The organism is Halomonas mongoliensis (assembly GCF_052496345.1).
This window is the reverse complement of record NZ_CP199288.1, coordinates 483157-505197: the sequence shown is the minus strand read 5'-3', so window position 1 is coordinate 505197 and position 22041 is coordinate 483157. Positions and strand designations below refer to the sequence as shown.

General features: G+C 66.0%; 19 protein-coding genes and 1 tRNA gene. 15 read left to right on the top strand and 5 right to left on the bottom strand.

Annotated features, from left to right (window positions below; all coding sequences use genetic code 11):
• Nucleotides 1-61: 61 nt before the first annotated feature.
• The 6 genes from ACRYRV_RS02285 to ACRYRV_RS02260 all read left to right on the top strand — a co-directional run bounded on the left by ACRYRV_RS02285 (nucleotide 62) and on the right by ACRYRV_RS02260 (nucleotide 4071).
• Nucleotides 62-1027 carry an ABC transporter ATP-binding protein gene (locus ACRYRV_RS02285; protein WP_309637493.1) on the top strand — a complete coding sequence of 322 codons (966 nt, stop codon included), beginning with the start codon at nucleotides 62-64 and terminating at the stop codon, nucleotides 1025-1027.
• Nucleotides 1024-1797, top strand: coding sequence for an ABC transporter permease (locus ACRYRV_RS02280; protein ID WP_253450779.1), 774 nt, complete (start codon nucleotides 1024-1026; stop codon nucleotides 1795-1797). The genes ACRYRV_RS02285 and ACRYRV_RS02280 overlap by 4 nt, the downstream gene beginning before the upstream one ends.
• Nucleotides 1794-2630 (top strand): NADPH-dependent 7-cyano-7-deazaguanine reductase QueF, encoded by an 837-nt coding sequence (queF, locus tag ACRYRV_RS02275; RefSeq protein ID WP_444984088.1) that lies wholly within the window; start codon nucleotides 1794-1796, stop codon nucleotides 2628-2630. The genes ACRYRV_RS02280 and queF overlap by 4 nt, the downstream gene beginning before the upstream one ends.
• A 56-nt stretch (nucleotides 2631-2686) precedes the next feature.
• Nucleotides 2687-3247, top strand: a complete 561-nt coding sequence (locus ACRYRV_RS02270) for a nitroreductase family protein (RefSeq protein WP_253450784.1) — start codon at nucleotides 2687-2689, stop codon at nucleotides 3245-3247.
• A gap of 10 nt (nucleotides 3248-3257) precedes the next feature.
• Nucleotides 3258-3764: a YiiD C-terminal domain-containing protein gene (locus tag ACRYRV_RS02265; protein ID WP_309637496.1), complete on the top strand. Its 507-nt coding sequence runs from the start codon at nucleotides 3258-3260 to the stop codon at nucleotides 3762-3764.
• A gap of 219 nt (nucleotides 3765-3983) precedes the next feature.
• Nucleotides 3984-4071 (top strand) — tRNA-Ser (locus tag ACRYRV_RS02260).
• Between the two features lie 141 nt (nucleotides 4072-4212).
• On the opposite strand, the gene ACRYRV_RS02255 is transcribed toward ACRYRV_RS02260, so the two are convergent.
• Nucleotides 4213-6402: a diguanylate cyclase gene (locus tag ACRYRV_RS02255; RefSeq protein ID WP_444984089.1), complete on the bottom strand. Its 2190-nt coding sequence runs from the start codon at nucleotides 6400-6402 to the stop codon at nucleotides 4213-4215.
• Between the two features lie 1084 nt (nucleotides 6403-7486).
• On the opposite strand from ACRYRV_RS02255, the gene nosR reads away from it, so the two are divergent.
• The 8 genes from nosR to ACRYRV_RS02215 all read left to right on the top strand — a co-directional run bounded on the left by nosR (nucleotide 7487) and on the right by ACRYRV_RS02215 (nucleotide 16691).
• Complete coding sequence (nosR, locus tag ACRYRV_RS02250; RefSeq protein WP_444984090.1) at nucleotides 7487-9574, top strand: transcriptional regulator NosR; 2088 nt, start codon at nucleotides 7487-7489, stop codon at nucleotides 9572-9574.
• Nucleotides 9575-9689: 115 nt separating this feature from the next.
• On the top strand, nucleotides 9690-11597 hold the full coding sequence (gene nosZ, locus ACRYRV_RS02245) for a TAT-dependent nitrous-oxide reductase (protein ID WP_444984091.1): 1908 nt from the start codon (nucleotides 9690-9692) through the stop codon (nucleotides 11595-11597).
• 42 nt (nucleotides 11598-11639) lie between these two features.
• The gene (locus ACRYRV_RS02240) at nucleotides 11640-12977 is read left to right on the top strand and encodes a nitrous oxide reductase family maturation protein NosD (RefSeq protein ID WP_445005980.1); all 1338 of its coding nucleotides are present in this window, start codon (nucleotides 11640-11642) and stop codon (nucleotides 12975-12977) included.
• Nucleotides 12974-13951: an ABC transporter ATP-binding protein gene (locus ACRYRV_RS02235; RefSeq protein WP_444984092.1), complete on the top strand. Its 978-nt coding sequence runs from the start codon at nucleotides 12974-12976 to the stop codon at nucleotides 13949-13951. Before ACRYRV_RS02240 ends, ACRYRV_RS02235 begins: the two co-directional genes overlap by 4 nt.
• Nucleotides 13948-14778, top strand: a complete 831-nt coding sequence (locus tag ACRYRV_RS02230; RefSeq protein WP_309636594.1) for an ABC transporter permease subunit — start codon at nucleotides 13948-13950, stop codon at nucleotides 14776-14778. The genes ACRYRV_RS02235 and ACRYRV_RS02230 overlap by 4 nt, the downstream gene beginning before the upstream one ends.
• A 15-nt stretch (nucleotides 14779-14793) precedes the next feature.
• A complete protein-coding gene (locus ACRYRV_RS02225; protein WP_444984093.1) occupies nucleotides 14794-15321 on the top strand; it encodes a nitrous oxide reductase accessory protein NosL in 528 nt (175 codons plus the stop codon).
• Nucleotides 15322-15396: 75 nt separating this feature from the next.
• Entirely contained in the window at nucleotides 15397-16173 is a 777-nt protein-coding gene (locus tag ACRYRV_RS02220) for a ferredoxin--NADP reductase (RefSeq protein ID WP_444984094.1), read from the top strand.
• Between the two features lie 125 nt (nucleotides 16174-16298).
• Nucleotides 16299-16691 carry a hypothetical protein gene (locus ACRYRV_RS02215; protein ID WP_309635712.1) on the top strand — a complete coding sequence of 131 codons (393 nt, stop codon included), beginning with the start codon at nucleotides 16299-16301 and terminating at the stop codon, nucleotides 16689-16691.
• A gap of 125 nt (nucleotides 16692-16816) precedes the next feature.
• Here ACRYRV_RS02215 and ACRYRV_RS02210 read toward each other — a convergent pair whose 3' ends face one another.
• Entirely contained in the window at nucleotides 16817-17719 is a 903-nt protein-coding gene (locus ACRYRV_RS02210) for an N-acetylmuramidase domain-containing protein (protein ID WP_444984095.1), read from the bottom strand.
• Between the two features lie 257 nt (nucleotides 17720-17976).
• On the opposite strand from ACRYRV_RS02210, the gene ACRYRV_RS02205 reads away from it, so the two are divergent.
• Nucleotides 17977-18402, top strand: a complete 426-nt coding sequence (locus ACRYRV_RS02205; protein WP_309635714.1) for a DUF3617 domain-containing protein — start codon at nucleotides 17977-17979, stop codon at nucleotides 18400-18402.
• Between the two features lie 7 nt (nucleotides 18403-18409).
• Here the strand turns inward: ACRYRV_RS02205 and cydC are convergent, their stop codons facing one another.
• The 3 genes from cydC to cydX are packed head-to-tail and all read right to left on the bottom strand — an operon-like array spanning nucleotide 18410 to nucleotide 22036.
• A complete protein-coding gene (cydC, locus tag ACRYRV_RS02200) occupies nucleotides 18410-20143 on the bottom strand; it encodes a thiol reductant ABC exporter subunit CydC (protein WP_444984096.1) in 1734 nt (577 codons plus the stop codon).
• The gene (cydD, locus tag ACRYRV_RS02195; RefSeq protein WP_444984097.1) at nucleotides 20131-21924 is read right to left on the bottom strand and encodes a thiol reductant ABC exporter subunit CydD; all 1794 of its coding nucleotides are present in this window, start codon (nucleotides 21922-21924) and stop codon (nucleotides 20131-20133) included. Before cydD ends, cydC begins: the two co-directional genes overlap by 13 nt.
• Nucleotides 21908-22036, bottom strand: coding sequence for a cytochrome bd-I oxidase subunit CydX (gene cydX / locus ACRYRV_RS02190; RefSeq protein WP_253450800.1), 129 nt, complete (start codon nucleotides 22034-22036; stop codon nucleotides 21908-21910). The genes cydD and cydX overlap by 17 nt, the downstream gene beginning before the upstream one ends.
• Between the last annotated feature and the right edge of the window lie 5 nt (nucleotides 22037-22041).

The window sequence follows — 22041 nt, the reverse complement described above, 5'->3', positions numbered from 1 at the left end:
CATATCCTCATGCCTTTGCGGCATGACCGCCGCTTCCCCTGACCAGCATCAAGGATTGCGCATGGCCGAACCGGCTCTGTCCATCCGTGGCCTCACCAAGGTCTACGGTAATGGCTTCCAGGCCCTCAAGGGCATCGACCTCGACGTCGCCGAAGGAGATTTCTTCGCGCTGCTGGGCCCCAACGGCGCCGGCAAGTCCACCACCCTCGGCGTGGTCTGCTCCCTGGTGCAGAAGAGCGCCGGAGAGGTCTCGATCTTCGGCATCGACATCGATCGTGACTTTGCCCGGGCCAAGTACCACCTGGGCGTGGTGCCCCAGGAGTTCAACTTCAACCAGTTCGAGAAAGTGATCGATATCGTGCTGGCCCAGGCGGGCTACTACGGCATGACCCGCCGGGAGGCGCTGCCCCGGGCCGAGGAGCTGCTGCGCGACCTCGGCCTCTGGGACAAGCGCAATGGCAGCGCGCGCATGCTCTCCGGCGGCATGAAGCGCCGCCTGATGATCGCCCGAGCTCTGATGCACCGGCCGAAGCTGCTGATCCTGGACGAGCCCACCGCCGGCGTCGACATCGAGCTGCGCCGCAGCATGTGGGAGTACATGCGCCGCATCAACCGCGAGGAGGGCACCACCATCATCCTCACCACCCACTACCTGGAGGAGGCCGAGAGCCTCTGTCGCAACGTGGCGATCATCAACCACGGCGAGATCGTGCGCAACACCGGCGTGCGGGAACTGCTCGCCGAGCTCGACACCGAGACCTTCCTGCTCGACCTGGCCGCCCCCCTGGCGGCGCCGCCGGAGGTCCCCGGCTTCGAGGTGAGCCAGGTGGAGCCGGCCCAGCTGGCACTGGTGGTCCATCGGGGGCAGCGCATCAACGACGCCTTCAGCGCCCTCTCCGCGCAGGGGCTCGAGGTGGTCTCCATGCGCAACCGCGCCAACCGCCTCGAGGAGATGTTCGTCACCATGGTGGAGCAGGGCAATGACGCCCGCGACAAGGCCGCCGCCGGCGCGGAGGCCCGTTCATGAACGCCATGCAGACCGCTATCGCCCTCTGGACCCTGGTGGTGAAGGAGATCAAGCGCTTCACGCGCATCTGGCCGCAGACCCTGCTGCCGCCCTCCATCACCATGACCATGTACTTCATCATCTTCGGCAGCCTGATCGGCTCGCGCATCGGCGAGATGGACGGCTTCAGCTACATGGACTTCATCGTGCCGGGGCTGATCATGATGTCGGTGATCACCAACAGCTACTCCAACGTGGCCTCGAGCTTCTTCTCCAACAAGTTCCAGCGCTCCATCGAGGAGATGATGGTCTCGCCGATGCCCAACTGGGTGATTCTCTCCGGCTTCGTGCTGGGGGGCATGGCCCGGGGGCTCGGCGTGGGGCTGATCGTCACCATCGTGTCGCTCTTCTTCACCCGCATCAGCATCGCCCATCCGCTGCTGACCATCGGCGTGGTGGTGCTGACCTCGGCGCTCTTCTCCATCGGTGGCTTCATCAATGCGCTGCTGGCCAACAAGTTCGATGATGTCTCCATCGTGCCGACCTTCATTCTCACGCCGCTGACCTATCTGGGCGGGGTCTTCTACTCCATCTCGCTGCTGCCGGCCTTCTGGCAGGGCGCCTCGATGCTCAACCCCATCCTCTACATGGTCAACGTCTTCCGCTACGGCTTCCTCGGCGTCTCCGATATCCCGGTGGGCTGGGCGCTGGCCGCCGTCGTCGCCTTCATCGCCGTGTTGTTCAGCATCGCCCTGTGGATGCTGGAGCGTGGCAAGGGAATTCGCTCATGAGCCAACATCGCCCCGAGACCCTCGAACACGCGCCCCTGGGGCGCGATTCCGCCTATCCGGAGCGCTACGACGCCGCGCTGCTCTACCCGATTCCCCGGGCCGCCAATCGGGCGCCCCTGGGCATCGGCGAGGGCGCGCTGCCCTTCGTCGGCGAGGACGAGTGGCACGCCTTCGAGACCAGCTGGCTCAATGCCCGGGGCAAGCCGGTGGTGGCCGTGGCGCGTTTCCGGCTGCCCGCGGACTCGACGAACCTGATCGAGTCCAAGTCCTGGAAGCTCTACCTCAACGGCTTCAACCAGACCCGCTTCGAGAGCCGCGAGGCGGTGGCCGAGATCCTCAAGCGCGACCTCGCCGCGGCGGCCGGCGCGCCGGTGGCGGTCGAGCTGTTCGCCGTCGATGACGAGGCGCTCACCCCCCGCTCCCTGCCCGGAGAGTGCCTGGATGATCTCGATATCGAGGTCGACCGCTACACCCCCAGCGCCGAGCTGCTGACGGTGGGCGATGAGATCGTCGAGGAGACCCTCTATTCGCACCTGCTCAAGTCCAACTGCCCGGTCACCGGCCAGCCCGACTGGGGCAGCGTGCTGATCCGCTACCGCGGGCCCAGGCTCGACCGCGAGGGACTGCTGCGCTACCTGATCGGCTATCGCCAGCACCAGGACTTCCACGAGCACTGCGTGGAGCACATCTTCATGGACCTGCTCGAGCGCGCCCGCCCCGAGCGGCTGCTGGTGCTGGCCCGCTATGTGCGCCGGGGCGGGCTTGATATCAGCCCCTGGCGGGGCACCCCCGGCGAGCGCCCGCCGGAGCCCCTGCGCCTGGCCCGCCAGTAGCGCCGGCCAGGCGCCTTGGGTAGAGTGCCGTTAACTCACGCTAACAGGAGCACGACATGGATGCGATGACGCTGCTGCACGAACGCAGCTCCATGGGCAAGCTGATGGGCCCGCCGCCGACGCCCGAGCAGCTCGAGGCGATCTACCGCGCGGCCCTGCGCGCCCCGGACCACAAGGAGCTGCGCCCCTGGCGCTTCGTCGAGTTCAGCGGGGAGGGCCGTGAGCGCCTGGGCGAGCTGTTCGCCGAGGCGGAGTATCGCGAGGATCCCCATGTGGGGGATACCGCCCTGGACGCCGCTCGCAAGAAGCCGCTGCGGGCCCCCATGGTGATCGCGGTGATCGCCAGGGTGACCCCGGATGTGCCCAAGGTGCCGCGGATCGAGCAGGTGATCTCAGCCGGTTGCGCCGCCCACGCCATCCTGCTGGCCGCCCATGCCCAGGGGCTCGGGGCCATGTGGCGCAGCGGCAAGTACGCCTTCGACCCCACGGTCCGCAAGGGCCTGGGGCTCGACGAGGAGGATGAGGTGGTAGCCTTCATCTATCTCGGCCAGCTGGGCGGGCGACACAAGCCCATTCCCGAGCATGATATCGACGCCTTCGTTGAACGCTGGCGCTGAGGGGGGATAGATGCGCGAGATCGGCAAGCCCCACCCGCGGCTCCCGCTGCCCGCCGAGGGCCAGGAGGATGATCCGCAGCGCTTCCTGGCCTGGCTCGGCGAGGCGATTCCCATGGTCGAGCACCTGGGCATCCGCGAGATGCGCCGGGACGGCCAGCGTCTCGTCTGGCAGCTGGCGCTGACGCCCAGCCTCAACGACAAGGGCACCGGCTTCGGCGGAGCCCTCACCGCCCAGGCCACCCTGCTGGGCTGGTGCTGGACGACCCTCTGGCTGCGTCGCCGGGGGCTTGCTCGGGACGTGGTGGTGGCCGAGGCCAGCCAGCGCTTCCTGGCGCCGGTCACCGGCGACTATCGCTTCGAGTGCGAGCCGGAAGCGGAGGTGGGGCCCGAGAACCTCGCCCTGCAGCTGGCCCAGAAGGGGCGGGGGCGTATCACCCTGGTCCAGCGGCTCTGGTGCGGCGAGGTGCTCTGCCTGGAGGCTCGCAGCAATTACGCGGTGTTAGCGGCTTCTTCTTGACCCCAGGTCGGGTAGTGCTGGAATCCGCCTGGCCCAGGCGAGCTGGCTGCGCGAACACGGCTGCCGTCACTTCCAGGGCTTCCTCTATGCGCGGCCCGTCCCGGTCGGCGAGCTCCTCCCTTCGGGAAAAAGCGGCTTGCAATCGAACACTTAAGGCGATAACATATGCGCCGTTCTTGAGCGAAAGGCATCGCGCCTCCAGCCCATGAACTACAACGTGGAGGGGTGTCCGAGTGGTCGAAGGAGCACGCCTGGAAAGTGTGTAAGTCGAAAGGCTTCGAGGGTTCGAATCCCTCCCCCTCCGCCACGAATATCGAAAAAGCCGCTGAGAAATCAGCGGCTTTTTCTTTATCTGGATGCTGGCAGTCCTCCTGCTGGTCTGCTGCCTCCCGTTCACTCGCTGGCCGGCTGTCGTTGCACTACCAACACGCCCCCCGGGGGAAGCGGGTCATCCTGCGTGCCACTGTGTCCGGTTGCGCCCTGCCGCTTTTGCCGCGTAGAGCCCCCGGTCGGCGCGCTTGATTGCTGGCTTCAGTGAGCTCTCGCCAGCGCTGACGAGGGTCACCCCCAGCGAGGCGGAGTAGGCCAGGCGCCCTCCAGCGATCACCTCCTCTCCGACCTGCACCGGCGTCCCTGCGATCGTTTGACGCAGGCGCTCGGCCACCGTCATGGCCTGCTCACGGGTCGTGTCGGGCAGCAGGATGGCAAACTCCTCGCCGCCCATGCGGCATAGCACGTCGCCGTTGCGAAGCTGTTGGCGTGCCGTGCCAGCGAAGGCCTGAAGTACCAGGTCCCCTACGTCATGGCCGTGGGTATCGTTGATGTACTTGAAGTGATCGAGATCGATGGCGATCAGGCTCAGGGGAGCGCCGCTGCGCTGCGCGCGAGCGATCTCCATGGCCGCCTGATCCTCCAGGTAGCGCCGATTCCCCAGCCCCGTCAGCGGGTCGGTCATGGCCTGCCTTTCCAGGCTGGCCTCCAGGCGTTTACGCTCCCTCAGGTCGAAGACGGTAGCTCGGCTGTATTGGAAGCCGGCGGCGGTTACCTGAGCCGTTGCCTGGATGGCCACCGGCAGGGTGGTGCCATCGCGACACAGCAGCTCGCACTCTGCCGCTCCTTCCCGTGCATCGCTCAGCACCTGCTGGAAGGCGGCATCAAAGGCATCCCGGCTGCCGGGCGTGATGAAGTCCCGGTAGAGGCGCCTGCCGATAATCTCATCGGCGCGATACCCCAGCCAGTCGAGTTCGGTGCGGTTCATCTTGACGACCCGCCCCGCGCTGTCCAGCGAGTGGTAGCCACAGGGGGCGTTCTCGTAGAGGTCCTGGACCTCGCCGGCGTACTGACGAGCCTGACGGGAGAGCAGTAGGGCACTCTGTCGCAGGGAGCGTTGGCGGTAATGGCCGAATGTCCACAGGGCGGCAACGGTGATCGACAGCAGATACACCAGGACAATGGCCATGAGCTGGCCGCGGCTCTCCATCAGTACCTTCATCAGGGTTGGCCGGGGCGCCGCAATCCCCAGCCGCCAAGGCTGAGTGTCCGGGTCGCTGACGATCATGCCAGCCTGGCTCTGATAGTGGTGGATGCGGACATCGTGGGTGTGGAAACCCAGCAGGTGCTTATCCAGTTTCGCTTCGCCTCGGGGGCTGGCGGCCATGGCCTGCCATGCAGCGGGCCATTCGGTCGCCAGGGCGCTGCCAAAGGGGATCGCTCGCTCGCCGCCGCCGGCCAGCAGCCAGCTGCCTCGGGCATCTGTCAGTAGGAACTGGGTGTCGCTGTGCTCATGGGGATCCGCGAGGTGAGCGGTGAGGCGTGACCAGTCCAGGGTAAACAGCAACACCCCCAGGCGCCGGCCGCTGGGAGTGAACACCGGTGTGGCGATGTCGATGGCCGCGGTTACTGTCTCATCCCCATCGGCTGCCCCGAGGCGCGGCGGTGATATGTAGAGGTCGCCTGGCTGAAGGGCCGTCGCTTCCTCGAAGAGCGCCGTGTCAGCGTGGTCCACCTTCGGAGGGGGGGGCAGCATGGGAATCGTGGTCGCGGAAAGGCGCTCTCGACCTGCCTGATCGATCAGGGCCAGGCGCGTATAGCGGCCGAAGTGTGTCAGCAGGCTCCGGAACAGGGCATCCATCTGCTCCAGATCACGCTGCAGCGCCACTTCATGCGCCGGAGACTGCGTCTGCTGCACAGTGTCCAGGTATCGCTGCAGCAGAGGGAACTCGACCGTTACCAGCACCTGATTGAGGCTTTCGTTCATAGCCTGTCTAAGCCGCTCATACTCGGCCTCCAGTGTGGTGGCAGCCGTCCCCCGGGCCCTTGCGGTGCGATCATCCAGCTGTGCGTTGAAGATCGGGTAGAGCAGGGCGGTCACGAGGACCACGGGAAACAGGCCGGCCCACGTCAGGCGGGCCCAGAGGGATGTCAGCATGGATGGCAGAGTTTCTCGGGAAGACAGGGGATGACAACCTTGTAGCGCTGTTGCCGGCCGGGCAACAACAGACGAACAGTGCCTCGCGGGAATGCCGGCGCGACACGCAGTATCCGACAGTTTTCTCGGTGATGCACCCCTTTCAAGATGGGGAAGGTCAATGAGTACCAGAGGGCTTGCTGGCGCTTCTGATGCGCTGGGTGCTTTCATCAGGTGTCAGCTGGGGCCGGCATGGCTACCCGGCAGTTGAAAGACCACTGCTGCATGATGCCGTGTCTCGATAATGACTCGCCCCGATAGAAAAATACGGAAGGGTAGTCGCATCGGTAGTTTGGTTGGTTGGTGGTAAGAGTCCACTGATGGTTGGTCTTGCAGGGTGTGTAGAAGCAGTAATTTGATGTAGAAGCCTGGCTTTCCCCATGCCCTTTGCCATGAATTTTTATACGCATGGCGTTAAGGTTTTCATCTGCCTTTTTGCAAGGTTTGCTTGGCGTAGATAAGTAATGATTCGCTGCCAAGGTATAACTATCACACTCTGCTTCTTTGTGGCGTAGAAAAACTTCTCCTCTCCCGTTCTGGTTTTTAGACTCCCTGGGGTGCGGCTTTTTGTCAGGTCGCCCATGCCATGACTGGTGCAGTGGCAGGCTAGCAGGGAAGGTGCCCTCCTGACGTACTGACGATGGTGGTTGAGGGTTTCAATTTCTCTGGAGGGTTTGTTTCAAGATATTGATTTTATTTTTCTTTCTCTCTTGAGGCTCATGGATAGATACTTTCTTTCCAATGAAGTGAGTCACCGGCCTGCGTCGCGTTTTATCCTCAGTAGTCGCAGTGGATAACTGTTCGAACAATGAAGAGTGGGGGGTGGGGCAAAACGCCACGCTGTTTTTAGAATTTTGGTGCTGCTGAGGCAAAACGCCGCGCCTTTTTACATGGTGTATGTGAAGGCCGAGGCAAAACGCCACACCGTATGTCGAGAAAATAAAAATAGAGGAGTCGAAATGTCGCAGCTGAGTTTGGTGCGCAATATTTTTTGACCAGGGTCATGTTTTTCTCGTCACTCTTGCCCTAATGTCTCCTCCCACAAGAACTCCAATGTCTGTCCCCTCGTAAATGCGACCTGAAGCACTTGGGTGCTTCTCCGTTAGTGCCTGTTATTCGATTCTGGAGCAGGTCGCGCTAATGCTGAGTCGCGTGTAGATCATGGTTGATTGTAATGCGCGTGTCTGACATGGAGATCTATCCAATGCGGTTCATTCGAACCTGGCTCCTCATGCTTCTCATCGGGTTGTTCTTGTTGCCTGCTGCCGCCCAGGCGACCGACTGGCTGCCCACGGTCTTTCCCGAAGCGGATGCCGTCGGCGAGCCCATCGAGGAGCCGCCGGTGCTGCCGGTGCTGCGCGACGGCGAGGTGGTGGGCTATGTCTTCGAGACCAACGATATCGCCCCCATCCCGGCCTACTCGGGGCACCCGGTCAATATGCGCGTCGGCATGTCCCTGGAGGGGCGCATCACCGGGGTCGAGGTGCTCGACCACTCCGAGCCGATCATGCTGGTGGGCATTCCCGAGACCGTGCTCGACGACTTCGTCGAGCAGTACGCCGGTAAGTCGGTGCGCCAGAAGGTCCGCGTGGGCCTGTCGCGCCAGCGACGCGAGGGCTACGAGCACGTCGACGCCATCTCCGGCGCCACCGTCACCGTGGTGGTGATGGGCGAGGGGATCATGCGCTCGGCGCGTCAGGTGGCCAGGGCGCTGGAGATTCTCGAGGGGGGCGTGGCCGAGCCCGCCACCGTGCGCGAGGATCTCTTCGAAGAGGCCAGCTGGGCCGAGCTCAAGGCGCAGGGCGCCATCGGCCACCTGCACCTGACCCGGGGCCAGGTGGACGAGGCCTTCGTCGGCACCGACGCCGAGGGCGTCGAGGCGGCCCCCGAGGGGCGCGAGGAGGAGACCTTCATCGACCTCTACTTCGCCTACCTGAACGTGCCCACCGTGGGCCGCAATCTGCTCGGCGAGCGCCAGTTCGAGCAGCTGATGGAGGGGCTTGCCGAGGGCGAGCACGCCCTGGCGATCATGGCCGACGGCCGCTACTCCTTCAAGGGCTCCGGCTTCGTGCGCGGGGGCATCTACGACCGCATCCTGATCCACCACGGCGCGCGCTCCGACCAGTTCACCGATGCGGATATGCGCCGCCTGTGGGGCGTCGAGGCCGAGGGCGCGCCGCGTCTGCCCGAGCGCGATATCTTCATCATGCGCGAGGAGGCACGCTTCGACCCCGCCCAGCCCTGGGAGCTGGAGCTGCTGGTGCGCCGCCAGGTGGGCGCCCTGGACACCGAGTTCGTCGGCTTCGCCGCCGAGCTCAAGGTGCCCGAGCGCTTCCTGGAGATCCCCGAGCCGGTGGCCGACGCCATGCTCGAGGATGACGAGGCGCGGCCGCTGTGGGTCTCGGTGTGGGAAGACCGCGTCATGCATATCGTGGTGCTGGGCGCCGGCCTCGGCGTGCTCACCTTCATCCTGCTGTTCCAGGACTGGCTGGCCAAGCGGCCGCGGCTGCTGCACACGATTCGCTACGCCTTCCTGGTCTACACCGTGGTGTTCATCGGCTGGTACGCCCTGGCCCAACTCTCGGTGGTGAATATCTTCACCTTCGCCAACGCCCTGTTCACCGACTTCCAGTGGTCCACCTTCCTGATGGACCCGATGATGTTCATCCTCTGGAGCTTCGTGGCGGTCTCCCTGCTGCTCTGGGGCCGCGGCGTCTACTGCGGCTGGCTCTGCCCCTTTGGCGCCATGCAGGAGCTGATCAGCGCGGTGGCCCTCAAGCTCAAGGTGCCGCAGTTCGAGCTGCCCTTCGCGCTGCATGAGCGGCTCTGGGCGCTCAAGTACATCATCCTGCTGGCGCTGTTCGCCGTCTCCCTGCAGTCCCTGGGCCAGGCGGAGATCTACGCCGAGGTGGAGCCCTTCAAGACCGCCGTGCTGCTCAAGTTCCAGCGCGAGTGGGGCTTCGTGCTCTACGCGGTGCTGCTGCTGGCGATCAGCGCCTTCAACCACAAGTTCTACTGCCGCTACGTCTGCCCGCTGGGGGCCGGCCTGGCGATTCCCGCCCGTATCCGCCTGTTCGACTGGCTGCGTCGCCACAAGGAGTGCGGCAAGCCCTGCCAGATCTGCGCCCACGAGTGCCATATCCAGGCGATCCATCCCGATGGCCGGATCAACCCCAACGAGTGCCACTACTGCCTGGACTGCCAGATCACCTATCACGACGACCGCAAGTGTCCGCCCATGGTGGTGCAGCGCAAGAAGCGTGAGAAGGCGACTCGCCTGAGCAGCAAGGTGGCCGATAGCCGGCGGATTCCGGCAACCGAGGTGTCCGGCGAAGGCGCCTGAGCCAGCGGAGCAGTGAAGCGTGCAGTGCCGGCAACAGCCGTTGCCGGTACGCCGAGAGAAGAAGGCCGGCAGTCAAGCCGGTACAGCAAGAAGTCAAACGAAACGGAGAAGCGTCATGAGCAAGAACCAGAGCGACGATATGCCCACCGGGGCCTTCAATGAGGGGCGCCGCCGCTTCCTGGCGGGCAGTGCTGCGGTAGGTGCTGTCGGCATGGCGGGTGCCGCCGGCGTGGCGGGCGTGGGCGCGCTGACCCGCAGCCAGCCGGCCCAGGCAGCGAGCAATGGCAATGGGCTGAGCGTCCATGTGGACCCGGGCGAGCTGGATACCTATTACGGCTTCTGGAGCAGCGGCCAGTCGGGTGAGGTTCGTGTGATGGGGGTGCCCTCCATGCGCGAACTGGCACGTATCCCTGTCTTCAATCGCTGTAGCGCCACCGGCTGGGGACAGACCAACGAGAGTCTTGCCGTGCTCGGCGATAGTGCCCAGTTCCAGAACGGTGACCTGCACCACGTGCACATGAGCTACACCGACGGCAAGTACGATGGTCGCTACCTGTACGTGCACGACAAGCTGAACACTCGGGTAGCGCGGATCCGCCTCGACATCATGCGCTGCGACAAGATGGTCACGGTGCCCAATGCCCATGCCATCCACGGTCTGCGCGTACAGAAGGCCCCCAAGACCGGCTACGTCTTCGCCAACGGCGAGAATATCGTCCCGCTGCCCAATGATGGGCGCCATCTGGATGAGCCCGAGCACTACTGGTCCGTGTTTACCGGCATCGACGGCGAGAGCATGGAGATCAAGTGGCAGGTGTGGGTCGATGGCAACCTCGACAACTGTAACGCCGACTACTCGGGCCGCTTTGCCGCCTCTACCTGCTACAACGCCGAGCGTGGTGTCACCCTGGCGGACAAGATGCGTTTTGAGCGTGACTGGGTGGTGGTCTTCGATATCCACGCCATCGAGCGCGCGGTGGAGAGCGGCGACTACATCACCATCGAAGGTTCCGATGTTCCGGTGGTGGATGGACGTGGACCCGACACCCCCTTCACCCGCTATATTCCGGTGCCCAAGAACCCCCACGGCATCAATGCCACGCCGGATGGAAAGTATCTGATTGCCAACGGGAAGCTCTCACCGACCTGTACCGTGATCGATACTCACAAGCTGCCGGATCTTTTCGATAACAAGATCGAGCTGCGTGACACCGTTGTGGCTGAGCCTGAACTGGGCCTCGGGCCGCTTCACACCACCTATGACGGTCGCGGCAACGCCTACACCACCCTGTTTATCGACAGCCAGGTGGTCAAGTGGAACGTCGAGGACGCGATTCGCCACTACAACGGCGAGAGCGTCAACTACATCCGCCAGAAGCTTGACGTTCACTATCAGCCGGGCCACCTGAACGCCACCCTGGCAGAAACCGCCGAAGCCGATGGACAGTGGCTGGTTGTGCTCAGCAAGTTCTCCAAGGACCGCTTCCTGCCGGTGGGCCCGCTCCATCCCGAGAATGATCAGCTGATCGATATCTCCGGCGATGAAATGAAGCTGGTTCACGATGGTCCCGCCTTTGCAGAGCCCCACGACTGCATCATGTGCCGCCCCGACCAGCTCAACCCGTCGCCCATCTACAGCCGCGATGACCCTTACTGGGAGCAGGCCAGAAAGTGGGCCGAGGAGGATGGTGTAGACCTGGATACGGCCAGTGCGGTGATTCGCAACGGCAACAAGGTGCGGGTCTATCTGACGGCTGTGGCGCCGCAATACAGCATGAACAAGTTTACCGTCAAGCAGGGTGATGAAGTCACGGTCATTGTCACCAACCTTGATCGTATCGAGGACCTTTCACACGGTTTTGCCATCATCAACTACGGCGTATCGATGGAGGTGAACCCGCAGCAGACTTCCTCGATCACCTTCACGGCCGACAAGCCCGGTGTCTACTGGTACTTCTGCACCTGGTTCTGCCACGCACTGCACATGGAGATGGCCGGCCGGATGCTGGTTGAACCGGCCTGATCCGGGCCCTGTAAAGGAGGTGGCCATCCGGCCACCTCCCCAATGCGAGAGTTGTCCAAGATGAGACTAAAGCACTTGGCCTGGGTTCTGATGCTTGGTCTGCTGCTGGCCGGAAAAGCCGTGGCAGCGGAGCTTCTTGTGACACCTGGGCAGAGCCCCCTGCAGGAGGTACTGGATGCTGCATCTCCCGGCGACAGGGTGCGAGTCGCCGAGGGAGTTTATGTTGGAAACTTCACGGTTCGTACGCCTATTGAGCTGGTAGGAGAGCCTGGGGCGATACTGGACGGTGCCGGACAGGGGCGTGTCCTCACCATAGAGGCTCCTGGTACCCAGGTTCGCAACCTGCATCTGCGTCATGACGGTGCAGATATGACGGCCATGGATGCGGTGATCTTCATTGATCGCAAGGCAACCGGTAGCCTGATCGAGAATAACCGTCTAGAAGCACGTGGCTTTGGCATCTGGATGGACAGCGTTTCCGATATCAAGGTGATCGGCAACAGGGTCAGCGGTGACACCTCGCTGCGCTCCCAGGACCGCGGTAACGGGCTCCACCTCTACGACGTCACCGGGGCCGAGATTCGCGACAACGAGGTCTGGGATACCCGCGACGGGATCTATATTGACCTCAGCAACCATAACCGACTGATCGGCAACTTTCTGCGTGATCAGCGCTATGGAATTCATTACATGTTTTCCCAGCACAATGAAGTCCGCGACAACCTGACCCGCAACAACCGGCTGGGCTATGCGCTGATGCAGTCCCGTCACCTTGAAGTGGTGGGCAATCGCTCCGAGCGCGACCAGAACTACGGCTTCCTGCTGAACTTTATTGTTGATTCGGTCATTTACGAGAATGTTTCTCTGGATGCCCAGCGTGGTGTGCCCCCCGGTACCGTTGTCGAGTCCGACGGTCATGCCATCAGCGGCAGCGAGGGCAAGGCGCTGTTCGTCTACAACTCGCTATTCAACGAGATCCGCGACAACCTCTTCGCCCGCACCGAGATCGGCATCCATATGACCGCCGGCTCCGAGGACAACGAATTCCACGGCAACGCCTTCGTGGGCAACGAGACCCAGGTCAAGTACGTGGCTGTTCGCGAGCAGGAGTGGTCCTTCGAGGGCCGCGGCAACTACTGGAGCGACTACCTGGGCTGGGACCTAAGCGGTGATGGCTTCGGCGATATCCCCTACGAGCCCAACGACTCGGTGGACCGCCTGATCTGGACCTACCCCATGGCCAAGATCCTGATGAACAGCCCGGCGGTCCAGGTGCTGCGCTGGGTGCAGCGCGAGTTCCCGATCCTGCGCCCGCCGGGCGTACGCGACAGCCATCCGCTGATGGCCCTTCCCGACTGGATGGCGGAGATACTGCAATGACCCAACCCGTGATCGAGATGCGCGCGGTCGGCAAGCGTTTCGGCAAGCTGACCGCCCTCGACGAGGTAAGCCTGACCCTCAAGGAGGGCGAGGTGCTGGGCCTGATGGGCCACAACGGCGCCGGCAAGTCCACCTCCATGAAGCTGATCCTGGGCCTGATTCGCCCGACCAGCGGCGAGCTCAGGGTGTTCGGCCACGACCCCGGCGGTGCCGCGGCCAACGACCTGCGCCTGCGCCTGGGCTACCTGCCCGAGAACGTGCAGTTCTACGAGCAGCTCTCGGGTTACGAGGTGCTCGACTACTTCGCCCGCCTCAAGCGCATCGGTACCGGGGTGGTGACGCCCCTGCTGGAGCGGGTGGGGCTGGGCCACGCCATGCACCGCCGGGTGAAGACCTACTCCAAGGGCATGCGCCAGCGCCTCGGGCTGGCCCAGGCGCTGATCGGCGAGCCGCGGCTGATGCTGCTCGACGAGCCCACCGTGGGCCTGGACCCCATGGCCACCCGTGACTTCTACGGCATGGTCGATGAGCTGCGCAGCCGCGGGGTGAGCGTGATCCTCTGCTCCCACGTGCTGCCCGGGGTGGAGCGCCATATCGACCGGGCGGCGATCCTCGGCCAGGGGCGCATGCTCGCCTCCGGCAGCATCGACGAGCTGCGCGAGGTCGCCGACCTGCCGCTGGTGATGCGCCTGCGCACGACCCGGACCCCCGAGAGCCTGGCCGACTCGTTGCGACCCCACGGGGTAGTGGCCCGCCCCGCCGGGGAGGGCCGCCTCGAGCTGGCGGTGCCGGTGCGCGCCAAGATGGCGGTGCTGCGCCGTCTGATGGCCGACCCGGAGGTCGCCGACCTGGATCTGGAGCCGCCCACCCTGGAGTCGCTCTACGCCCATTTCGACGCCACCATTCGCGACCGTGCGGAGCCCGCGTCGGCCCCGGCGGCCACCCTCGACGCCCAGCAGGGAGTGAGCGCATGAGAAACCTGATGATCGTGGCCGGCAAGGAGTTCCGCGACGGCCTGCGCAACCGCTGGGTGCTGGCCATCACCCTGGTGTTCGGCCTGCTGGCCATCGGCCTGGCCTATTTCGGCGCCGCGGCCTCGGGTCAGGTGGGTTTCACCCGGGTCTCGACCACCATCGTCAGCCTGTCGAGCCTGGCGGTGTTCCTGATACCGCTGATCGCCCTGATGCTGGCCTACGACAGCATCGTCGGCGAGGACGAGCAGGGGACCCTGCTGCTGCTGCTCACCTACCCGATGAGTCGAGTCGAGATCCTCGCCGGCAAGTTCCTGGGCCATGCGGCCATCCTCGGCGTCTCCACCCTGGTGGGCTTCGGCGTGGCCGGTGCCGTCATCGCCGCCCTGGGCAGCGTGGAGCAGCTGGGCGAGCTGGTGGCGGCCCTGGCGCTCTTCATCCTCTCGGCGATGCTGCTGGGCTGGGCTTTTATCGGCTTCGCCTACCTGATCAGCGTCAACGTGGCGGAGAAGTCCAAGGCGGCGGGCATCGCCCTGGTGGTGTGGTTCCTCTTCGTCATCGTCTTCGACCTGGTGCTGCTGGGCGTGCTGGTGGGCACCGGCGGCCAGGTCAGCGAGGGGCTCTTCCACTATCTGCTGCTGCTCAATCCCACCGATATCTTCCGCATCGTCAACCTCACCTTCTTCGAGGCGGCGCGGACCCAGGCGGGCCTGGCCTCCATCGGTGCCGATGCGGCCTTCCACCCGGCGCTCTTGATCGGTGCCCTGCTGGCCTGGGTGGCGGTGCCCCTGGGGCTGGCGCTGTGGATCTTCCGTCGTCGCGAAATCTGAACAGGACACAGGCATATGCTGACACGCAGGAAGTTCATCATCGTGGTGGGGGGCGTCACCCTGGCGGGGCTGGCGGGGTGTGGCGGCGAAGAGGAGGTGGCGGTGGTATGCGAACCACAGCCGATTGTGCCGGGAGATGAGTGTGTGGTGTGCGGCATGTTCATCACGGAATATCCCGGACCCAAGGCGCAGGTCTGCACACGTAATGGCCAGGTGCTGAAGTTCTGCTCAACCTCGGACCTCTTCGTCTGGCTGCTGCAGCCTGACTCGGTGCCCCAGCTGCGCAAGGCCTATGTCCACGACATGGGCATCACCGACTGGGATCACCCCTCGGACGACGCCTTTATCGACGCCGAGGTGGCGGTCTATGTGACGGAGCACCCGGTGATGGGAGCCATGGGACCGACCCTGGCAACCTTCGGCAGCGAGGAAGATGCCAGGGCCTTCATGGCCGAGCACGAGGGGCGGCTGCTGCGCTTTGATGAGATCGACGTCCAGGTGATCAACGATCTGGCCCGGGCGCATATCCGACGCACCATGTAGCGCCGGCTATCTGTTGGTACTGCAGCGGTGTCAGCTGCAGCAGTTCCGTTAAACCTCAATGCCGATGGAGGCAGGATGAGTAGGTATTTCAATGAAGATGTGCTCAGCGTCCACCACTGGAACGAGACCCTCTTCAGTTTTCGCACCACACGCGATCGCGGCCTGCGCTTCAAGAATGGCCAGTTCGTGATGATCGGACTGGAGGTCGACGGCAAGCCGCTGATGCGGGCCTACTCCATCGCCAGCCCCAACTACGAGGATCACCTCGAGTTCTTCAGCATCAAGGTGCCGGACGGCCCGCTCACTTCGCGTCTTCAGCACCTCAAGGTGGGCGATCAGATCATGGTGAGCCGCAAGCCCACCGGCACCCTGGTGACCGACGACCTGCTGCCGGGGCGTAACCTGTACTTCCTGTCGACAGGCACGGGGCTCGCTCCCTTCATGAGCCTGATCCAGGACCCGGAGGTGTACGAGCGCTTCGAGAAGGTGGTGCTGGTGCACGGCGTGCGCAGCGTCAGCGAGCTGGCCTATGCCGACTTCATCCAGCAGGAGCTGCCTGCCCACGAGTACCTGGGCGAAGAGATCGCCGAGAAGCTGGTCTACTACCCCACGGTAACCCGGGAGGCGTTCCACACCATGGGGCGTCTCACCGACCATATCCGCACCGGCAAGCTCTTCGAGGATACCGGCCTTGCGCCCATGGACCCCAAGCAGGACCGCGCCATGATCTGCGGCAGCCCGGCGATGCTCGACGAGACCAGCGCCCTGCTCGACGACCTGGGCTTCAAGATCTCCCCGCGCATGGGCGACCCCGGTGACTATGTGATCGAGCGAGCCTTTGTTGAAAAATAGCCGCGTCAAATGGCGGGGATAGCCGCCCGCCTGCCCGCGGGTTCTGGAGGTCATTGTTGGTGACTCTCGCACATGAGGGGAGCGAAGGTTGGCAGCAACTCTACTTGGTTATAAAAGGGGGTAAGGTGAAAAAAATCATTCTTCTTGCGGCGCTTCTGATAGCGCCTTCAGCCATGGTACACGCCTCCGGGAGTGGGCCTGAGGACCATCAAGGCCAGACTCAGGAGGTGGTGGAGCAGGTGCAGCAAGGCGTGCGCGGTATCTACCTCGGCCATGATGAAAGTCGTATCAGTGTCGCCCACGAAATGATTCCGGACGTCATGTGTGCCATGCGCATGAACCTGCACCTGCAGGAAGGCGAGGAGGTGCCCTTGCTGGCTGAGGGAGACCCGATACAGTTCACCATGATAGGGAGGATGGAGATTGGCATGACCTGGTACGCGGAGTCCATTGAGGCACTGCCAGCCGACACTGAGCTGGAACTACCGGAAAGCCTGCGCGAAGCAATCGGCCATTGAGCTGGCCGGTCCCGTAAGTCACGGGGAGTGGCCAGCTGAGAGGCGCGCAGGGAGTGTCGCCTGCTTGCATGCTGTCCTGGTCGTCGTGTCGTATCGCTTCTTGCCCCCTCTCCCAGGGGGCTTTTTCATGCCAGCATGCCCGACTCCCGCAGCCCGTGGCGGTGTCGCTCGAAGGCCTGGGCCATCTTGAGATCGTAGCGGTTCTTCTCGTAGCTGGGGCCGTTGTAGCGTCGGGCGAACCTTGCCCACTCCTGGTTGCGCAGGGAGGAGAGCAGCATCGCATCCCTGCGGATGAAGCGCACGAAGGCCTCCAGGTGGTCCCGTTCACTCCGGTGCATCAGCTCCACATAGTGCTGCACGCTCGTGTACCCCAGATGCTGCCAGTGGAAGCCCATGATCTGGAAAAGCCCCCAGGAGGCGGACTCCAGGGCGCTGGCCTCATGGATCCGCTGAGCCCGCGCCAGTCGTTCGTACTCCCTGGTGCCACCGATATAGCCACCCCAGCGGGTGTTCACCAGGTCGGGGTGGCTGGTGCAGTAGGGGGTCGGGTCGATGCCGTGGTGTCTGAGGCGTCTGGCCATGATATGGCGCTCGAAGAGGATGGCCGGCCTGCGGTTGGAGAAGAAGCCGCTCCCCCGGGACTCCACCTCGTTGACCGCCATCACTGCGGCTACCGGCACCTTCAGTTCATCGGCGGCCCACTCCAGGTCCCGCTGGCCCAGCAGGCGATCATCGGCAGGGCGCGGGTTCGGCCGGTGCCCGTGCTGGTCGCTGTCCTCCTGACGGGCCTCGTCCAGCACTGCCTCTGTCTTGGGGCCCGCCAGGCCGTCCACCACCAGCCCGCTGCGCTTCTGGATGGCGCGCACCGCCTGCTCGGTCAGGGGGCCGAACTGACCATCCACCGTCAGTGAAAAGCCTGCGGCGTTGAGACGCTGCTGCAGGGCGCGCACCTCATCCCCCGAATCGCCTCGGCGCAATACAAGGTCTCGCCGAGGAACGAAATCCACTTCGGAGTACCAGTCGGACATGATGAGTCCTCCTGCCGTTTCCTGAACGATAGTGAGCGGAGTGGCAGGGCGCCAGTGAGGAGATCGAGGGGCAGTTCACCGGCAGGCTTGCGTTGCTTACGCCGCGGCATGGCGCCTGGCCGAATCGCTAAGCGGGTCTCTGGCGTCGCTTTAGCTGCCCGGCCAACGTTGGGTGCATTTGGGCCCCGGGAAGATTGGGGGTAAGCTGACCGGGATGCCGAAGGAGAGGTATCCCATTCACCGTTCGGAGACGCCCCATGCTGTTACGCCCCCTCTTTGCCGCTGCCCTGCTGGCCCTGCCGCTCACCGCCATGGCGGAGACCCCCAATATCACCCCCGGGCTTTGGGAGTTCACCAGCACCACCTCGGTGACCGGCGAGATCCCGATTCCCGACCAGACCGACACCCACCAGGAGTGCATCGCCCAAGGCGACCTCGAGGATCCGGACTTCCAGTTCCTCGAGGTGGAGGAGGGCTGTGAGCTGCTCGAGCACAACGTCTCTGCCGATGGCATCGACTACCGGATGATCTGTCGAGAAGAGGGCGGCGAGGCCAACATCAACGGCCGCATGGACTTCCTGGGCGAGCGCGTCGAGGGCAGCGTCGATGTCACTGTCCAGTCGCCCATGGGCGAGATGCAGATGAATACCGTGGTGGAAGGCGCCCATATCGGCGACTGCTGATTTGCCCTCATCCGGTCGGCCTGAGTGCCGGCCGGCCCATCTCGTCAAGGGTCAGCTGACGCTGTCGCACTGCCGGAGCCTCCAGGGCGACATGGCTGGCGATCACCAGCAGCCCCTGCCCCTGGCGGCGTAGCAGGCACTCGACCACCCGCGCCCGGGTGGCGGCGTCCAGCCCCGCCAGGGGCTCATCCAGCAGCAGCACGGGCCGGCGCGCCAGCAGCAGCCGGGCCAGGGCGATGCGCCGGGCCTGGCCCCCGGAGACCGCGGCGCCGTACTCCCCCAGGGGGGTGTCCAGCCCTCGAGGCAGCGCCCGAGCCCAGTCGCCCAGGGCCAGCTCGTCGAGCAGCGCCCAGAGCGCCTCGTCGCTGGCATCAACGTCGCCCAGCCGCAGGTTGGCGGCCAGGCTCATGTCGAAGAGGTCCCACTGCTGGGGCAGGTAGCCGATGGTCTCGTCGAGGCGCCACGCCTCGAGGGGTCGGCCGTTGAGGCGGCACGCCCCCGCCGAAGGGGCAAGCTCTCCGGCCAGCACCTGCAGCAGCGTCGATTTGCCGCAGCCTGAGGGGCCCCTCAGGCAGAGCACCTCCCCGCCTTCCAGCGTCAGGTCGACCTCCTCGGGGCCGTTGAGGGCCCCCGGCAGCCGGGCGCCGACGCCAGAGAGCTCCAGGGACCAGGGCGCCGCGGGAACCTCGGCCTTTACCTCTCCCCCGACCTCGGTCGACGCCCGTGCCGACGCCGGCTCGCCGGAGGGGCCCGCCACCAGGGCGTTGAGACGATCCCGGGCGGCCAGGCTGGCGCCCAGCGACACAAAGCTGCCCGCCAGGGGGGCGAGGATCTCGCCGAGCCCCAGCAGCGCCAGCACCGCGGCCAGCAGCAGCGCCGCCGTCAGCCGGGAGTCCACCGCCTCGGGCGCCAGCAGCAGCGGCGCCCCCCACCAGAGCACCGCCACGATGGCGAGCCCCAGGGCCCCTTGCTGGAGCGCTCCCACCAGGCTCGCCAGGCGCTGCTGGTGCTCCTGGTTGGCCAGGCAGCGCTCGTCGCGGCCGACCACCTCGCGCTGCATCTGCCCCCAGCGCCCCCAGAGCAGCAGCGGGGTGATGGCCGCCAGGGGCTCCACCAGGGCCTCCCGGCGGGCCTCGGCCAGCGCGGCGTCGCGCCGCGCCAGGCGGCTGCCCTGCCAGAGGGTGAGCAGCGGCAGCCCCAGCCAGGCCAGCAGCAGGCCGGGCAGCGCCGCCAGCAGCAGGGTGAGATCGAGCCAGGCCAACAGCCCCATGACCGCCAGCGAGAGCAGCCCCGCCCGGGCCCAGGGCAGCAGGGCGCTGAGGGCGAAGCGGTCGAGCTGGTCGATATCGGTGACCAGGCGATGCATGGCGGCGGCGCTGCCCGGGCCCGGGCGGGCGGCGTCCGGGGTGCGGCGCCCCAGGGCGTCGAAGAGCCGGCAGCGCAGGTCCTTGAGCAGCCCCAGGGCGGCATGGTGGGAGGCCAGGCGCTCGCCGTAGCGCCCGGCGGTACGCACGATGGCGCAGAGCCGGATCAGCGCCGCGGGGCGGAAGTAGTCGAAGCCCAGCAGCGCCACGGTCGCCACCCCGGCGGCGGCCGCCGCGGTGATGAACCAGCCGGAGATCGCCAGCAGGGCCACCACCGCCAGCAGGGTGGCGGCGCCGAGGGTAAAGGCGAGCGCCCAGCCGCCGCGGCGCAGGCGCAGCAGGTCGACCAGGCGGATGGCGGGCTTCAGCTCTGACATGCCGGCGTCTCCTGACGATGGGTGGCGACCGCCGGGGCGGCGGCAGCGGTATCGGGCGCCGCGGCGGACGGATCACAGGCGGCGGCGGGAGCGGCCAGCGCCAGGCGGCGATCCACCCAGTCGAGGCCGTCGGCCTCGTGGCTAACCAGCAGCACGCTGCGTCCGCGGCTGAGCCGTTCGATCAGGCCGTGGAGGCGCCGGGCGGCGTCCGGGTCGAGGTGGGCGGTGGGCTCGTCGAAGAGCCACAGCGGCGCCTCGCTCAGCAGCAGCTGGGCCAGGGCCAGGCGCTGCAGCTGGCCGCCGGAGAGGCCGCGGCCGCGCTCGCCCAGGACCGTGGCCAGGCCCTGGCGCTTTGCCAGCAGCGGCCAGAGTTCGACCCGCTCGAGCACGGCCACCAGCTCGGCATCGCCGGCGGCGGGGGCGGCCAGGCGCAGGTTGTCGGCCACGCTGCCGCGCAGCACCGGCGGCTGCTGGCCCAGGTAGCCCAGGCGGCGGTGCCAGGCCTGCCGGTCGAGCTCGGCCAGCTCAACGCCGTCGACGCGCAGCGAGCCCGCGTAGGGAGAGAAGCCGAGCAGCGCCTCCAGCAGGCTCGACTTGCCGCTGCCGCTCTCTCCCTGCACCAGCAGCCGCTCGCCGGGGGCCAGGCTGAGGGTGAGCGGCGCGAGGCGGCAGCGGCCGCCGTCGCCGTCGCCGAACAGGGCCAGCTCGCGGCAGTCGAGCCGGGGCGGGCTGACGCCCAGGGCGGGCGTCCGGCGCGCCTCGGGGCGCCAGGGGGTCGCGTCGAGCAGCGGCGCCAGCTCGTCCATGGCGCCCTCGGCCTCGGCACGGGCGTGGTAGTCGGCACCCAGCTGGCGCAGCGGCGCGTAGAACTCCGGGGCCAGCAGCAGGATAAAGAGCGCCGACTGATAGATCACCGGCACCTCGCCCTTGGCCCAGGGCAGGATGCCCAGCAGGCCAAGCCCCAGGTAGAGCGCCACCAGGGCGATGGCCAGGGCGGAGAAGAACTCCAGCACGGCGCTGGAGAGAAAGGCCAGGCGCAGCACCCCCATGGTGCGGCCGCGGTAGGCCTCGCTGGCGGCGGCGATGCGCCGCCCCGCCTGGGCGGTGGCGCCCAGGCGCTGCAGGGTGCCCATGCCCCGGGCCAGGTCGAGGAAGTGGCCGCCCAGCCGCGCCAGGGTCTCGAGCTGACGGCGGCTGGCGCCGGCGGCGGCGCGCCCCACCAGGACCATGAAGAGCGGCACCAGGGGGGCCGTGAGCAGCATCAGGCCGGCGGCCAGGGGGCTGTGCAGGGCGACCATGCCGCCCAGCAGCAGCGGCACCAGCACCGCCAGGCGGCTCTGCACCCGGTAGCGGGCGATATAGCCGTCCAGGGCGTCCACCTGCTCCAGCACCTTGGCACCCAGGGCGCCGTCGCTGCCGTAGCGCCGCCGCGCCGGGCCCAGCTCGCCCAGCCGCTCGAGCAGCGTGCGGCGCAGCGCGGCCCGGGCGTCGCGGCTGGCCCGGCGCGAGAGCGCCTCGCGGCCGGCGTGCAGCAGCGGGCGCAGGGCCAGGCAGGCGGCCAGGGCGGGGAGCCACCAGGCCGCCGGCGCCTCGGCGGGGGCCAGCCCCTGCCAGGCCAGCAGCCAGTAGGAAAAGAGGGCCGCCAGCAGCCAGCTCTGGGCCACCAGCAGCACGGCGCCCGACAGTGCCAGCAGCAGCGCACCGCGCAGCCAGTGGCGCTGAGGGGCGAGGCAGCGGACGAGCCGCTGCCGCGGGGTGGGCGACTCAGTCGCCGCGCTCATGGTCCTCTCCGGCGCTTTCGCCTTCATAGCCGTTGAGCTCCAGCCACATGGCGTTGAGGATGCCGAGGGCGGCGGCCAGGGTGACGCCGAGAATCCAGGCGAAGTACCACATCGTCA